Raw genomic sequence first — 17,099 nt, 5'->3', positions numbered from 1 at the left:
ATGCCCTTAATCTTGACAAAGAACATTTTTAAATTCAGTTTCTATAATGACTAATCTGAAGCTACTTCCGAGTATTTATAAACTTACTCATTAGAGAAGATTGTCTTTAAGGAAACGTTAAATTAATAAAAAGTAATTCTATATTGAATTTTTGAATTTATTCTACCGTGTTTTATCTCAGAAGGGGAAAGGGCTTGTCCCTACACTGGATAATAACCATCAGGTATCAATCGTATAACCTGTTACTTGCTATCTTAATATATTTTTCATTTTTTTCGTTAAATTGTCATGAGTAATAATTGTGTATAAAAGTTTATATTTATAGATTATAAGTTCCATTTTAGCGCAACTTTTTCCATTGAATTACGGGTATTTAGAGCAATAGTAGTTACAGATAATAGTTAAAAAACACTTTATTAACCTGCCAGAATTTTATATAACTTAATTACCTCTGTTTGGATTCGCTTGATTAACAATCTTATGCTTAAAAACGCTTGTATTTCCATAGCTAAAGCCCAATAAATCTGTGTAAGCGCTACCAGGCATTTCAAAAGCCTAGGGGCTAGAATCAGATTTTTGCTGCATAAGTCTTGTCAATCAATCTATGCAATCTATGTGTAGATTTGATGATATTGCTTTTTTACTTTTCGCGACGTACAACTCGAACTTTTGTCATAAAATCTATTCGCGATTCCATGGGATTTACCAAATTGGGTGGTGCTGATGCCCTCAAAGTGCAATCGCCTGTAAAGCCAATACTGTAGCTAGTAACTCGAACTATATAGTTATAATTGAAAATTTTGCTGCAATAGGCTGATAAAAGCCTTTAATTAAAAATTTTTTACTAAGCATAAATTTAAAATGAATGCAATCCTAATACGTAAAAATTAATAAGGTACCTTTAGGTCGAGGAGTGTCAAGAGAGAATAGAATTCAGAAAGAACTTAAAATTCTATAAGCCCATAATGCTTTTAACGATATCCAAATTAACGAAAATAATCGTATTGTTGTCACCGCAGGAAGCAATATGGCGTTTATGAGTGCTATTAATTTTTTTTGGCGACAAAATAATCTTAAATACGCCGTATTACTATGAAGAATTGGAAAGAGACTTCACTCTTAGAGAGTTAAGCTAAAAAAGCCCGCTTAATTAAGCGGGCTGATGATAAAGTTTTACAGATTAGGAAAAATAATTGATTTTTCCCTTTAGCTTCTGATTGTTTTATAGGTGCTAGCTAGTAGGAAGGTATTGATAATTTTTTCGCCCAATTGCTCAACCTTCTCAAATTATCCGATAAGTGTAATGTTTTGGAATTGCCCAACAGCAGTTGGATTCGCTACGTCATGATCGTTACCAATGGTTAGGAAGTCGAATTCACCAGTGAAGAAATCACCAACAGGAATATCATACTGAGTAAATCCGTCTGTAGTACCAAGAATATATTGACTTTGATCTATCTCAATACCCCAGTTTTGACTACCATCAACTTGGAAGAATTGCCCAGCATCATTACTGCGGCTAATACTATTGTCGTTGTCGAAGCCAATACCTTGAATTTCAGCTTCACCGTTAGAGGCAAAATCAAACTGCAAGCGAGTATTCGCATTTATTTCATACCCTGTGATATCTAAGCGCTTCCAGCCATTACCAGCTAACTGTAATTCTGTATTGTTAATAGTTTGAACTACGTTAACGTCTTGAGAAGCACCACCGTAGGATTTAACTTCTTTGTTTTGGGTAACTTCATCGATGGAAACAGTTAGTAAATCCGAATTATCTTCAAATAGCTCGATATTACTAAATGCAGCTTCAGCATCCGGGTTCGTTTGGTCATCATCGTTAGCAAAGGTCAAAAAGTCAAAATTACCAGTGAAAAATTCGCCTACTGGAATTTCATAGGTATCTTTATTACCTGACTGGTTAACAATGAACTGACTGAGGTTTGTTATACCCCATTCTTGGCTACCATCAACTTGGAAGAACTGCCCAGCATCATTAATGCGGCTAATACTATTGTCGTTGTCGAAGCCAATACCTTGAATTTCAGCTTCACCGTTAGAGGCAAAATCAAACCGCAAGCGAGTATTCGCATTTATTTCATACCCCATAATATCTAACCGTTTCCAGCCATTACCAGCTAACTGTAATTCTGTATTGTTAATAGTTTGAACTACGTTAACGTCTTGAGAAGCACCACCATAGGATTCAACTTCTTTGTTTTCGGTAACTTGATTGATGGAAACAGTTAGTGAATTATCTTCAAATAGCTCGATATTGCTAAATGTAGCTTCAGCATCCGGGTTATTTTGGTCATCATCGTTACCAAAGGTCAAAAAGTCAAAATTGCCAGTGAAAAATTCGCCTACTGGAATTTCATAGGTATCTTTATTACCTGACTGGTTAACAATGAACTGAGTGAGGTTTGTTATACCCCAGTTTTGACTACCATCAACTTGGAAGAATTGCCCACCATCATTACTGCGGCTAATACTATTGTCGTTGTCGAAGCCAATACCTTGAACTTCACTTTTACCATTACCCTCGAATTCAAAGCTTAGAACGGTATTAGCGGTGATATTTGAGTTAATTTCAACTCTTTGCCAACGGTTTCCAGTGAGGTTTAGTTGGTTGCTGGGGGATACCTGGGCAGTACCTACAACATCTTGACTTGGACCACCGTAAGATATAACTGGATTGCTAACGGCTGTATTGTTAACTGTAACAAGTGGTAGATTGGCTTGCTCAAGTCCGTTGATAGTTACATTTACTGTAGCTGTATCGGTACCACCTTCACCGTCGTCGATACTATAAGTAAAGGTATCGGTTGCAGTTTCACCCGCATTCAAAGATTCAAATTGTCCGTCGGGATTATAAACAATGTTGCTGCCGTTAATTGTAACGGTACCTGTTGCATTACTAACGTTAGTAATTGAAAGGTTATTGTTTTCAGCGTCGGTGTCGTTAGCTAGGACACTGATAGTTACGCTGTTGTCTTCATCAGTTGTTGCTGTGTCATTTACAGCGACAGGCGCATCATTAACGGGATTAACCGTAATATCAAACATTGAAGAACTTATGTTACCACCCGCACCGTCAGCAACTACGAAGTTAAAGCTGTCGGAAGTGGTTTCGCTACCGTCATGGTCGTAGGTTAGAAGGTTGTTGTCAATGTCAGCCTGGGAAAAGGTGTCGTTGAGAGCTAAAGTTGTTCCGTCAAGCAACAAGTCACCGTTGTCGGTTACGTCAGTGATGACATAAGTGATTTCCGCAGCGGTGTTATCTGCATCTGTTACCTGTAGTTGAGTTGAGGTAATGTTAGCAATTGCGTCTTCGTCTACCGTTAAGCCGTCGTTGGTAGCTAGTACGGGGGCTTGATTTTGTTGCTCAACAAATATAAAAGCATCCGATTCAAGGTCTAAATTCGTGACATTCTCGAATACCGCAATCAGTTCATCGGGTTCGTTGCCTGGTTTTTGAATGTAGAGATTAGTATCAGCACCATCAACTTCTAAACGGTAATTACTAGCTGTTCCCTGTAACTGAGCTTTATCTTCGCTGGGATTAAAATCTGTAATCGTAGCATAATCATTGTCTCCATTAGTGGAAGTATCCAAATCGTCGTAATAGGTGTTGATACTGTCACCCAGAATAAACAGGTCGTTTCCTGTACCTCCACTTAACTCGTCTCTTTCTCCAATTCCTGGAGTGAGGCTATTATCATCAACTCCACTTAAAGTGTCATTACCAGCTTCACCAAAAAGATCGTCATTACCAGCTTCGCCAAAGATTACATCGTTACCGTTACCGCCAAACAAACCACCACGCCCAAAAGCACCAGGGTATGAGCTGAATATGCCATTGCTATCATCTCCGGCTCCACCGCGAATCGTATCATCGCCGTCGCCACCTTCAACTTTGTCGTTTGCGGCTCCGGTTTGAATATTATCGTTTCCACTGCCAGTACGCACTAAAGCGCTACCTGTGTCAGAGTCAGTAGTTACAGTATCGTCACCACTACCTGTAGAGAAGTTAAAGCTTTCGATGTTTTGGAAACTTGTACCGTTAGAAACTGTTCCATCTGTAGCGTTGGTGAAGTTAATTGAAATATCGGTGGCGCTTGCAGATAAATCGAGCAATAATCCATCATTACCCGCTCCACCATCTACAGTGTCTACTCCAGTACCGGGATTGAGGAAATCATCTCCATCTCCCCCATCTAAACTGTCATTACCAGCTTCACCGTAAAGCCCATCATTACCAGCTTCGCCAAAGATTACATCGTTACCGTTACCGCCAAACAAACCACCACGCCCAAAAGTTCCAGGGTATGAGCTGAATACGCTATTGCTATCATCTCCGGCTCCACCGCGAATCGTATCATCGCCGTCGCCACCTTCAACTTTGTCGTTTCCGGCTCCGGTTTGAATATTATCGTTTCCACTGCCAGTACGTACTAAAGCGTTACCTGTATCAGAGTCAGTAGTTACAGTATCGTCACCACTACCTGTTTCTAAGTTAAAGTTTTCAATGTTTTGGAAATTCGTACCGTTGGAAACTGTTCCATCTGTAGCGTTGGTGAAGTTAATTGTTAAGTCGGTGGCTTGAGCAGATAAATTGAGCAATAATCCATCATTACCCGCTCCACCATCTACAGTGTCTACTCCAGTACCGGGATTGAGAAAATCGTCTCCATCTCCCCCATCTAAACTGTCATTACCAGCTTCACCGAAAAGGTGATCGTTACCAGCTTCGCCAAAGATTACATCGTTACCGTTACCACCAAACAAACCACTGAACTCAGTATCTCCGGGGTATGAGTTTAATCTCCTATTGCTATCATCTCCGGCTCCACCGCGAATCGTATCATCGCCGTCGCCACCTTCAACTCTGTCTTCTCCGGCTCCGGTTTGAATATTGTCGTTTCCGCTGCCAGTACGTACTAAAGCGTTACCTGTATCAGAGTCAGTAGTTACAGTATCGTCACCACTACCTGTTTCTAGGTTAAAGCTTTCAATGTTTTGGAAACTCGTACCGTTAGATACTGTTCCATCTGTAGCGTTGGTGAAGTTAATTGTTAAGTCGGTGGCTTGAGCAGATAAATCAAGCAATAATCCATCATTACCCACTCCACCATCTACAGTGTCTACTCCAGTACCGGGATTGAGGAAATCGTCTCCATCTCCCCCATCTAAACTGTCATTACCAGCTTCACCGAAAAGGTGATCGTTACCAGCTTCGCCAAAGATTACATCGTTACCGTTACCACCAAACAAACCACTGAACTCAGTATCTCCGGGGTATGAGTTTAATCTCCTATTGCTATCATCTCCGGCTCCACCGCGAATCGTATCATCGCCGTCGCCACCTTCAACTCTGTCTTCTCCGGCTCCGGTTTGAATATTGTCGTTTCCACTGCCAGTACGTACTAAAGCGTTACCTGTATCAGAGTCAGTAGTTACAGTATCGTCACCACTACCTGTTTCTAAGTTAAAGCTTTCAATGTTTTGGAAACTCGTACCGTTAGATACTGTTCCATCTGTAGCGTTGGTGAAGTTAATTGTTAAGTCGGTAGCTTGAGTAGATAAATCGAGTAATAATCCATCATTACCCGCTCCACCATCTACAGTGTCTACTCCAGTACCGGGATTGAGGAAATCGTCTCCATCTCCCCCATCTAAACTGTCATTACCAGCCAGCCCGCTAAGGCTATCATTACCCCCTAGAGCCTCAATTAAATCATCACCAGAAGTTCCTGTGATATTGTCATTTCCTGTTGTTCCGGTAAAAGAATTTTGCATTTTTCTATAAATATTTAAGTCGATGTGAATTTGCGAAGTGAATGATTAACAATTACTTTCGGAGCTTAATTGTGTAACTTGCTGCTTCAGCCTCTGAAATCATCCAAAAAAATTGTAATTCCAGAAAACAAAAAAAAATAGTATTAATTAGAACTCATTAGATAAGTGATAGCAACTACTTTACTAAAATTTTAATTACCTATAAAAAGAATTTTGGCGAACAAAAATATACAAAAACCCTGTAAGAGTAAGCTTTTATGAAAAATATTTTTTAAAATAATTTTTTAATTAGGCATAATTTTTAAATGAATTCACTACTAGTACATAGTAATTAGTGATACTTTTGACAATTTTATTTATAAGTGAATGTAAAGAAGTCAGGTATTTAGAGTTAGCAGTTATCAAGCAAAAACACTCATAAGCTGTAATTTTTCTTTATTCCAAGCAAAGAACGGCATCACTTTTACGAGAGAATAAAATTTGGAAAAACCTTAAAATTCTGCAAGCCCATAATTGACAATCCAAAATCTAAAAATCGCATGACGCTTATCTCTCGTATGGAATCGGTACAGTCACCAATAATCCCCGTTGTTGGGGAATTAATCAAAAATTCTCCCGGTACTATATCTTTAGGGCAAGGTGTTGTTTCTTATTCTCCACCTGCGGAGGCTATAGAATTTTTACCTCGGTTTCTTACCGATTCAAAAAATCATTTATATCAAGCTGTTGAGGGTATTCCCCCTTTAATAAATATCCTCAAAGAAAAATTAGCAGCTTTTAACAAAATAGAAATCAACGATAATAACCGTATTGTGGTTACAGCAGGAAGCAATATGGCGTTTATGAATGCCATTCTTGCTATCACTTCCCTTGGCGACGAAATAATATTAAATACGCCATATTACTTTAACCACGAAATGGCGATCGCGATGACTGGGTGCAATCCGGTGTTAGTAGAAACCGATGAAAATTATCAGTTACAACCGGAGAAAATTCTTGCAGCAATTACTCCAAAAACCCGAGCAGTAGTAACAATTTCACCCAACAATCCTACCGGAGCGGTTTATTCGCGAGAGTTATTACAGCAAGTCAATGATATTTGTTGTCAGCGAGGGATTTATCACATCAGCGATGAAGCTTACGAATATTTTACCTATGGAGTAAAACACGTTTCTCCTGGTTCATTTTCCGATAGCAGCAGCCATACAATATCCTTATTTAGCCTTTCCAAAGCCTACGGTTTTGCAAGCTGGCGCATCGGTTACATGGTAATTCCGCAACACTTACTTACAGCAGTAAAAAAGGTTCAAGATACAAACTTAATTTGTCCACCTGTAGTATCTCAATATGCAGCTTTAGGAGCATTACAAACACAACCAAAATATTTAAAAGATAATATTCAAAAAATTGTAGAAGTACGAGAATTAGTAATTGAATCTTTAAAACGTCTTGAAGGTATTTGTAAAATAGCACCCGCAGATGGTGCTTTTTATTTCTTTTTAAAAGTTAAAAGTCAAATTAATGATTTTGAATTAGTAAAACAATTAATAAATCAATATAAGATAGCGGTACTTCCGGGAACTACATTCGGGATGAATCAAGGTTGTTATTTAAGAGTTGCTTACGGAGCTTTGCAAAAAGAAACCGCAAAAGAAGGAATTGCAAGATTAGTCAATGGGTTACACAAGTTAACAGTTAACAGTTAACAGTTAACAGTGAGCAGTTGACATTTCTTTGTAGGGTGCTGTGACACTTTTAGCATTTTTAAACGTAGTAATAACTTTTATAAAGAACGGTGTTTTGTCAAGTAACAGGAATCAGTGAACAGTGAACAACTATCACGGATTAAATGGATTTCACTGATTTCACTGATTGAATTGTTCTTAATCACTAACAACTAACAACTAACTACTAACAACTAACTACTAACTACTAACTAAATCTAATTTGTCAAATTCTGGTTGCCCGTAAATCATGTTTTCATCGATTGCGGAAAGTACTTTGTTGTTCGTTTTTTCCGAGTTTAAACTTTTGCAGACTAATTGTGCTACGTCTGCACGATGAATTGTACCAGCAATTTTGGGGTCTTCTGTTAAGATCCCATTTCCCGTGCTTGGTTCTGATTTTAAACCACCGGGACGAATTACTGTATAAGTTAATCCGCTGGCAATTAAGTAATTTTCAGCTTTTTCTTTTTCTATTAATACAGGTTTAAGGGTTTCCAAGGCTTGGGGAGGTATGGCATTTGCACTGTTGCCGCTACCAATTGAGGAAATCAAAATAAACTTTTTCACACCTGCTTTGACTGCGGCATCAATGAGATTTTTGTTACCCAAATAATCAGCCCTTTCGCTGTCTTTGGGCACTCCACCAATAGTACTAATAACTGTCTCAATAGATTCTTCACCCAAAATCGCACTTTCTACATCATCTACATTTAAAGCATCTCCTGAAACTACTTTGATGCCCATTGCCTCTAATTCTTGGCGCTTCTCTTCAGTTCTTAAAAGCGCTTTTACTTGTAGATTTTGTGCTGTCAAACAATTGGCAATCTCTCTACCAACGCCGCGACTTGCTCCAGCTAAAAAGATATAACTAGTAGTCATAGAAATTTAATTCATTAGATAGTAGATTATATTTTCAATATATCTTTTTTTGGTTTCTCTGAACTATCTAAAATTAAATAACGGGGTTGCTAATCAAAAAAACGACACAAGTAGGTAGGCATAATTAAATATAAAAATAAGACTTCGCCTCGCCTCAGGCTTCCCTCTCCTTACTAAGGAGAGTGATTGAGGGTGAGGTTTCATATTTAATTTTAACTACTTACTTATCCACTACTTCAATATTAAAAATCTATTCCTCAAAGACTAAACAAAATATGACTCCGGAAAGAGCGAAGCTGAATACACATCACGATAAGTTTGTAAATAATTAAACATTGGAATAACAAACTGTCACGATAAGTGTTTGTTTGTGTTTTAAAGCAAGACAGAGGGTAAATATATGGGTAACCAAGAAAAACAAACTTTACCAGAAAATCCAGCTTTAGCTGAACCCGGAAAAGGTGCGCCAGGTGACAATCATAGTGCAGTACAAATGGCACAAACAACCGCAGTAAATCCACCTGATGCGATTATTCCTTCTAATGCTCCTGTAGAACAAAACAAGCAGGAAGTAAATGCTGTAGAAAAGCAAGAAGAAGGCACAATGAGTACTACTGATGGTTTTGTTATCGATGAGTCTGGCAAGCTCGATAACTTTGCGGTTGAACCAAAAATGTATGTAGAAGATAAATAATCTTAAAATCTGTTTTAATAATTGTTGTAGAGATGTAAGTTTTACCAAAATCTTACGTCTCTATATTTTTTTGTATTGTTTTAAGCCTTACTGTTATTAAGCCCTGCTAAACTATCGAAAAAAGCCTATGAACGAACAGTTACAAGAAAACTCCGAAAAGCTCCAAAAGACTGGAAGAGTCGCGGCAACATCAGTAATTTGGGGAGTTAGTGCCGGAATGCTAGCAATTTGCATTCCTCTTGTAATTGTGACAAAAACTGGTGCAATTTTACCTCTAGCTGCAATTATAGGGGCGGCAGTTGCCACTTTTGCTGTGTGGAGTGGAGAAAATCAGAACTCTCGGGTAAAGCAATTAGAAGAAAGAGTCGCATTTTTGGAAACAATCGTCGCTACAGAAGATTTAGAGAAAATGTCTAAATAAACCACAAAACTACACAATTTCTCCAGTTTCGCTATAATTTATTTCCACCATAACTAAATAATCTAAAATAAATTTTATGATTAAAAAAAATAAATCTCAGTGGTTGTGTATAAAATCCATTATTATGTTACCGTAACTCCTGAACTACTATTTATATTAGATTATCCCTATTGAAGATAAATAAACAAAATTATCTTGATTTATGGTGCAGTGAATGGATGTTGATAATTTCTACTTGATTAGCGAGGAACAATTGGCTTGCTTTAAATAAACGATTACTATTTATGATTGTGCCTCAAGGTATGGATGTAAACTCTATCAACTTACTAAAAGCTCAACAAGCTGACTTTCTTGAGCGAATAAAAAAAACAAAGACTTATGAAATTACTTTACTTGAAAGTAATGTAAAAGGTTGTCATCGAGAATATATGCCATTTTGGGGTGAAGCTTTAACGACAATCCTTGATAATGCCCGCTTACAAGCAGAAATACTAGCTCGAAATCCGCCACCAATTCCGTCAGAATATCCCGAAGATTCGGAATGGGCTATTCCTTTTGTCACCTATTTTCAAAATCAAGCTGAAGATTATTTCTTACGAGAATTAATTGTTGATGAGGTAATGAAAGGCTGTTTTAGCAGATTGGTGAAAAAGATGCCCAAACAGCCTTTAGAAAATATTGATTTAGATGAAGAAGGTAATCTTCGGGGTGAAAGTAAATTTTCTTTTTTACTTGCACATAATCCCGATATTAAAATCCGAGTTTGTGTTGCCGATTCAGAAAGCTTTAATGGCATCAAAAAAGATAAAGTACGTTGGAGCGTTACTCAAGAAGATATAACAAACTATCATATTTTATTTTTTATATGCCTGTTTTTTCCAAGCTCTACGCAAAGAGGATATGAAAAAGAAGCTTTAATATCTGGTTTTTTGCCAACGAATCAACTTGAGTTTAATGGTTCTTATATTTATCTGAAGCCGAGTAAATTGCTTTATTCTGGTGGATTATCTTGGTATTTAAATTTACTTAGGAATCAACAACATTTGTCAAAATCGGTTGATGAGATTGAGCAAGCAAAGGTAATTTCAACTCTTTCACCAAATCATCCCCTGCAAAGTATTACTGGTGAATGGCAATGTTCGCATACTTTAATTGGACATATTAAAGGGATCAACTGTATTGCTTTACAACCTCAAAACAAAAATGCTTCGCAATCTTTAATAGCCAGTGGAAGTCGAGGAGAAATAAAGCTTTGGGATTTAAAGAATGGCGATTCAATTGCGACTTTATCGGAATATCCTTGGCTTCGCACCGGATTTGTAGATGAAGTCAATTATTTAGCTTTTAGCCCTGACGGACAAACTTTAGCTAGTGGCGGGGCTGATTCTACGATAAAAATGTGGCATTTGGGCGCGAAAGACTTAATTGATATCATGCACAAACATAATGGCATGGTGCGCTGCGTTGCCTTTACACTCGACGGTAGGATGTTAGCGACTGGTGGAGACGATCGCAAAATTCAGTTTTGGGATATGACGGAGCGTCAAGTTGCCGTAACGCTTTCTTTGGAAGATACTGCGGCTCACTCTCTGGTTTTCAGTCAAAATGCAAAAATTTTAGTTACAGGTAGCTATCGCAAAATAAAAGTCTGGAGAATTTCGACTAAGAAGCAAATATCTTGTCTGGATATAGAATTACATTATTGTCTTACAGGTCATTCTCATATAGTTTCTTCTTTAGCTATGACTAAAGATACAAAAATTCTTGTGAGTGCAAGTAAGGATAAAACTATTAAAATTTGGCATTTAAAAACAGGAGAATTAATTCGCACTCTCAAAGGACATGAAGATGCTGTATGTACAGTTGCTTTAAGTCAAGATGAGCAAATTCTAGCCAGTGGTAGTGCCGATAATACTATTAAATTATGGCATTTAGAAACGGGTGAATTATTAAGTACTTTTGCAGGGCATACCGACACTGTAACTGCTTTAGCTTTTGCCGAGAAAGGAAATGTTTTGGTAAGTGGAAGTTTGGATAAAACTGTTAAAATTTGGCAGAGAAGTTGAGCATTTTTTGGATTAGTTCCCAACTAACAATTACCAATTACCAATTACCAATTACCAATTCCTTGAACTAAAGATTTCTACAACTTCCCGAACACCATTTTCCGAACGAATTTTGTCACCCAAACTTGCAGCATTTTCTTTTATAGATTGATTTTCAACTGCATTTGTTATTGCTTGGGCTAGAGAATCTACTGTCAGATTTTTTCTATCAATCATTGGTGGACTTACACCTAATTTAGCGGCTTGATATGCCCAAAATTGCTGGTCGCCAAAAAATGGAATAATAATACTAGGTACCCCAGCGCGGAAGGTGGCAGCAGTTGTTCCAGCGCCTCCATGATGGACTATACAAGCCATTTTTGGAAATAGCCAACTGTGGGGAATATTATCTATTTGAAAAACTGTATCGGGTAAATCTGAATTTTTTATACTACCCCAACCGGATAGAAAAATTCCTCTTTGCTGAGTTTTTGCTAATGCTAATAGAGCAATTTCCGCAATTTTTTGAGCTTCTTCACCAGCCATGCTACCGAAGCCAATATAAACCGGAGGAGAGCCAGATTTGAGAAAGTTTACCAAATCAGTTGGAGGAGTAAAATTATCGGGTGTATCTAAAAACCAATATCCTGTTAAATGAACCCGATTTGACCAATCTTTTGGTTTGGGAATAACAGAAGCACTACAACCAATTAGATAATTGACTTTAGCATCTTCCATTTTTGTAAAAACATTTTTCCAAATACTTGTCGGCGGTAAATTGAGAATAGATTCGCGAAATTGATTGATTGGTTTGCGGAAAAATTGCCAAAATAGCTGAATGGTTAGCGTATAGCTGAATCGATTGTAGATACCTCCTAACTTTTCTAAATGTGCTGGTGTAACTGCATTAGGAAATTCTTTAGTAGGATAACCCGGTGTCAAATAAGCATAGTAAAAAGGAATATTCAATTTTTCTGCAATATCAAATCCCCAAAAAGGAAACCCTCCCCCAATAATCGCATCAGTTTCCTGACAAGCTTGCCACGAATCGAGAAAAACTTTTTCCATTAAAGGTTCGAGCAAATCACCCATCCGACGTACAAAATCTATCGGGTTTTTAGTTCGTAACATCGCTTGCCCTTCCGCGCTTTCTATACCTTCTTTGGGATTACCGCTAATTAAAGCAAACTCTAAACCACGAGAGCTAATTTCTGATTTAAAAGTAGCTTGACTGGCTATTTTTACTTTATATCCAGCTTGTTTTAAACCCACTCCCAAAGCGATAAACGGTTGAACATCACCACGAGAGCCTAGAGTGAGAATTGTGATATGCATATTTAAATCTACTCACAACTATCAAGTTAGAACTTAATAATACTGATATTAATCCCGGATATAAATTAAGATTATTCTATTTTTTGATTTTTGTAGGGTGTGCCACGATTACGATACTTTACTACCCATAACAAACTGATTTGAAATTACCGTCACTGATAACTAAATATTCTCAATAAATATACGTATTTACTCCATATACAAATTAATTGACTCCGCATTCCAAGGCTGTACCTTTGCGCGACTTTGCGTTAAAAATATAAACAAAAAAAAGCGATACACTCGTTGCAGCGTATCGCTAAAATTAAATCCGTTGTCAAAACTTATAAAGTAGTTTGCATCAAAACAATATCATCAGATATTTTACCAGTCTGCAACCACTCTGCTAACTCTTCAGGTGCTATTGCTTGTTGAAGTTTTGCCCGCAATTTCTCACCTTCAAGAATTTCTTTTTCTAATAATTCCATTGCAGTTTCTTCTAACAAGTCACGGTTTTGATGCAAAATACTCAAAGCAATATGATGGGCATTGTCTACCATATGCTTGACTTCAGCATCAATTAACTTTGCGACTTCTACACTCACCGCACGACGGGAGTTTCCATAACCTTCAATAAATTGCTGCTGCATTTTCTCAAAGGCAATTGGCCCCAATTTATCGCTCATTCCATACAAAGTAACCGCTCTTTCGGCTAATTCTGTAGTTTTCTGAATATCGTCGGAAGCACCAGTAGATACTTTACCAAAAATAATCTCTTCTGCCGAACGTCCACCTAATAAAGTGGCAATTCGTCCGCGAATCTCGTCTTCAATCATCAAAAAGCGGTCTTCCTCGGGCATTTGTATTGTATAACCCAATGCACCAACACCGCGAGGAACCACTGATATTTTCTCGACTTTACCGGCTCCCGGCATCAAAGCACCGACTATAGCGTGACCAACCTCATGATAAGCTACAGTCTTTTTCTCTGTTTCATTAAGTACCCGAGAACGCTTTTCTAAACCAGCAACCAATCTTTCGATAGCTTCGTTGAAATCAGCTAAAGTTACCCCATCCCGATTTTGACGTGCTGCTAATAATGCGGCTTCGTTAACCAAATTGGCTAAATCTGCTCCAGCAAATCCCGGAGTCCGAATAGCAACCGTTGCTAAATCCACATCTCCCGTCAACTTAACGTTACGAGCGTGAACTTTTAAAATCGCTTCTCGACCAATTTTATCTGGTCTATCTACCACAATTTGACGGTCAAAACGTCCTGGGCGACGCAATGCAGCATCGAGTACTTCCGGACGGTTGGTAGCGGCGATAATAATTACACCAGTATTGGCATCAAAACCATCCATTTCGGTAAGTAACTGATTCAGGGTTTGCTCCCGTTCGTCGTTACCGCCCATAATCCCATTAGCACCACCCCGAGATTTACCTAGAGCATCTAATTCGTCGATAAAAACGATACAGGGAGCTTGCTTTTTAGCTTGTTCAAATAAATCTCGGACTCGTGCCGCACCCACACCTACAAATAACTCGATAAATTCGGAACCAGAAATACTAAAGAAAGGAACACCCGCTTCCCCGGCAATCGCTTTCGCTAACAGCGTTTTACCCGTTCCTGGAGGTCCCACCAATAAAGCACCTTTGGGTATTTTCGCTCCCAAACGAGTATATTTATCGGCATTTTTGAGGAAATCAACTATTTCCTCTAATTCTGCTTTAGCTTCATCAACTCCAGCAACATCGCTGAATTGTACTCCAGTGCTACCTTCAGAAAAAATCCGAGCCTTGCTTTTACCAACCGTCAGCGCCGCACCACCTTGGCGACGCATAAAAAATCCCCAAATACCGAAGAAAATTAAAGGAGGAATAACCCAACTCAAAAGAGTACCAATCCAAGCATTTTTGTCTGGAGGTGGTGCGGCGAACTCCACATTATTCTCTCGCAGGATTTTGGGTAAATCCAAATCTAGGGCTATAGGGGTAGTTGTATATATCTCTTTGGCATCTGAACCGAAAACATCATCAGAATTGACTTCATACTGAATGCGGTCGCCTCCAATAATAGCCCGCTCGACTTTTCCTGCTTGCACTTGAGCGATAAATTCACTATAAGGTGCTTGAGGATATTCCGGAGCGAAAAAACTGGGTACGATAAAATTAAGCAATAATAGCAAAGTCAGCAAAATAAATAAGCTGCTGCCAAACTGCCGCATTTTCGGTGGCTTGATCGGACTTTTGTTTTTAGTATCAACGGGCATTTCTTTTCCTTATTGTCGATTAAAAAAAATATGACAGCAGATATTTTCACCAAACTCTTTATCAGAGGAACAAAAAATCACAAAGAACTGGGAAAAGTAAAAATATTGTTTTTTGAGATGCGTAAGGCAATAAAATAAAACCTGCATTTGCAAATCCCATTTAGTAATTTATGTAAATTCCCTCTTGGATGTTCTCTTTTAATCATCTAGTTTTGGATGCTTTTCTCTACCGATAAGTCTCTATCCGCGTAAAACACAAACCAATAATTATAAACTTGTATATTTAACAGATATTTAACGTATATTTAAGTATTACCAATAAAAAATTTCAATTAGTTAATTAGCGATATAAAATACCAATTAGTTTTTGCTTTACATAATTTATTGTAGAAACTTGCCAAAAAAAGTTATTAGTAACTACCCTACCTTTATATAGGTGTATAACCGTACAGTAAATGAAAAATCAATTTATATTCCTTTTGAAAGTTCTGCTTCTTTCCGTAGCTATTTCATTTTTTATTAAATATCTTGCTCCGAGTTTCTCAATTGCGGAAACCTCAGTAAATGCTTTGATTATCGTATTGTTACCAAATGTAATTATGGCAACTATTTTATTATGGCAACTATCTAAAACACAGAAAGTTAATTAGAATTACTTAGGCGTAAGTAGCTAATATCAGCTAATCTAACAACATTATCAGTACGTAATAATTTGCCTTAAGTCAGGAGTTTCAGCGTGAATTTGGGTCAATGGATTGGTTTAATTGCTTTAACTGTTTCTTTGTATATAATGTGGCAAATAAAAGAAGTACTTTTGCTTATATTTGCCGCAGTTATTTTAGCTACTACTTTAAATCGATTAGCTCGAAGGCTTCAACGTTTAGGAATAAGAAGCGGTTTTGCTAAACTTCTTTCAATTACTATTTTTTTGGTAGGGGTGATTGGCTTCTTTTGGTTGATTGTTCCATCTTTTATAGTCCAGTTTCAGGAATTAAGTTTTCAAATTCCTAAAGCTTTGGGAGAGATCAATACTAGACTTTTAGAATTGAGAAAACAGCTTCCCAATCAAATAATTCCCTATATACCAGATATAAATAGCCTGATAACACAAGCACAGCCATTTATAAATAGCGGTTTAGAAAGTACTTTTGCCTTAGTTTCTGGTTCTTTGGAAGTAATCTTAAAAATTTTACTTGTTTTAGTTTTAACAGGAATGTTTATTGCAGATCCTTTATCTTATCGTAAATTATTTGTCAGGCTTTTTCCTTCATTTTACCGGAGAAGAGTAGAAGGAATTTTAGATGAATGTGAAATTTCTTTAGAAGGCTGGATAACCGGTGCTTCTATCGCCATGTTTTTAGTAGCACTTTTAAGCGTACTCGGTTTAACTGTTTTACAAGTACGTTCGGCTTTAGCTTTAGGAGTATTAGCAGGATTTTTAAACTTGATTCCGAATTTAGGTCCTACCCTGAGCGTATTCCCAGCAATGGCGATCGCTCTTTTAGATTCGCCTTGGAAACCAGTTGCTGTGCTGATTTTATACTTTTTTATTCAGCAGGCTGAAAGTAATTTTATTACGCCGATAGTAATGGCTCAGCAAGTGTCTTTGCTGCCAGCAGTAACGTTAATCTCTCAGCTATTCTTCGTAACTTTTTTCGGCTTTTTAGGATTATTTCTAGCATTACCTTTAACAGTAGTCGCAAAAATCTGGGTTCAGGAAATAGTAGTTAAAGATGTTTTAGATCAATGGAATTTGAAGCCAAAGACACAGGCTGAATGTGTTATTGTTGCCGATAATGTAGAAATCAATACATCCGAAGAAACTACTAATATTGAAAACGAACCGTCAGTAATTGAGGAAAATATTGAAGATGAAAGCGTAAAAAAAGATTAATTTGAATATAATCTTAGATTATTGATAGTACCAATTATCATCAGTAGGTATAT

At 37.5% G+C, this 17,099-nt stretch carries 9 protein-coding genes and 1 pseudogene; 6 read left to right on the top strand and 4 right to left on the bottom strand.

From position 1 onward, the window contains the following. Positions 1-967: 967 nt before the first annotated feature. Positions 968-1,094: pseudogene (locus RIV7116_RS37545) on the top strand (pyridoxal phosphate-dependent aminotransferase); the annotation flags it as partial. A gap of 193 nt (positions 1,095-1,287) precedes the next feature. On the opposite strand, the gene RIV7116_RS06310 reads toward RIV7116_RS37545, so the two are convergent. Continuing rightward, positions 1,288-5,799 (bottom strand): cadherin-like domain-containing protein, encoded by a 4,512-nt coding sequence (locus RIV7116_RS06310; protein ID WP_015117445.1) that lies wholly within the window; start codon positions 5,797-5,799, stop codon positions 1,288-1,290. A 539-nt stretch (positions 5,800-6,338) separates the two neighbouring features. Here RIV7116_RS06310 and RIV7116_RS06305 point away from each other — a divergent pair. Continuing rightward, positions 6,339-7,505 carry a pyridoxal phosphate-dependent aminotransferase gene (locus RIV7116_RS06305; RefSeq protein ID WP_015117444.1) on the top strand — a complete coding sequence of 389 codons (1,167 nt, stop codon included), beginning with the start codon at positions 6,339-6,341 and terminating at the stop codon, positions 7,503-7,505. Positions 7,506-7,724: 219 nt separating this feature from the next. Here the strand turns inward: RIV7116_RS06305 and RIV7116_RS06300 are convergent, their stop codons facing one another. Continuing rightward, entirely contained in the window at positions 7,725-8,405 is a 681-nt protein-coding gene (locus RIV7116_RS06300) for an SDR family oxidoreductase (RefSeq protein ID WP_015117443.1), read from the bottom strand. 400 nt (positions 8,406-8,805) lie between these two features. Between RIV7116_RS06300 and RIV7116_RS06295 the strand changes: the two genes are divergently transcribed. The 3 genes from RIV7116_RS06295 to RIV7116_RS06285 all read left to right on the top strand — a co-directional run bounded on the left by RIV7116_RS06295 (position 8,806) and on the right by RIV7116_RS06285 (position 11,586). Further along, positions 8,806-9,099, top strand: coding sequence for a hypothetical protein (locus RIV7116_RS06295; RefSeq protein WP_015117442.1), 294 nt, complete (start codon positions 8,806-8,808; stop codon positions 9,097-9,099). Positions 9,100-9,226: 127 nt separating this feature from the next. Beyond that, positions 9,227-9,520, top strand: coding sequence for a hypothetical protein (locus RIV7116_RS06290; protein ID WP_015117441.1), 294 nt, complete (start codon positions 9,227-9,229; stop codon positions 9,518-9,520). A 284-nt stretch (positions 9,521-9,804) separates the two neighbouring features. Beyond that, entirely contained in the window at positions 9,805-11,586 is a 1,782-nt protein-coding gene (locus RIV7116_RS06285; protein ID WP_015117440.1) for a WD40 repeat domain-containing protein, read from the top strand. Between the two features lie 51 nt (positions 11,587-11,637). On the opposite strand, the gene RIV7116_RS06280 is transcribed toward RIV7116_RS06285, so the two are convergent. Together RIV7116_RS06280 and ftsH are read right to left on the bottom strand one after the other, a co-directional pair. Further along, positions 11,638-12,900 carry a glycosyltransferase gene (locus tag RIV7116_RS06280; protein ID WP_015117439.1) on the bottom strand — a complete coding sequence of 421 codons (1,263 nt, stop codon included), beginning with the start codon at positions 12,898-12,900 and terminating at the stop codon, positions 11,638-11,640. Between the two features lie 323 nt (positions 12,901-13,223). Next, positions 13,224-15,152 (bottom strand): ATP-dependent zinc metalloprotease FtsH, encoded by a 1,929-nt coding sequence (gene ftsH, locus RIV7116_RS06275; RefSeq protein ID WP_015117438.1) that lies wholly within the window; start codon positions 15,150-15,152, stop codon positions 13,224-13,226. A 736-nt stretch (positions 15,153-15,888) separates the two neighbouring features. Between ftsH and RIV7116_RS06265 the strand changes: the two genes are divergently transcribed. Further along, complete coding sequence (locus RIV7116_RS06265; protein ID WP_015117436.1) at positions 15,889-17,046, top strand: AI-2E family transporter; 1,158 nt, start codon at positions 15,889-15,891, stop codon at positions 17,044-17,046. The last annotated feature ends 53 nt before the right edge of the window (positions 17,047-17,099 follow it).

This window comes from Rivularia sp. PCC 7116, from assembly GCF_000316665.1.
Taxonomy (GTDB): Bacteria; Cyanobacteriota; Cyanobacteriia; order Cyanobacteriales; family Nostocaceae; genus Rivularia.
The sequence above is the reverse complement of the archived record's forward strand: the minus strand, read 5'-3'. Positions and strand labels throughout refer to the sequence as shown.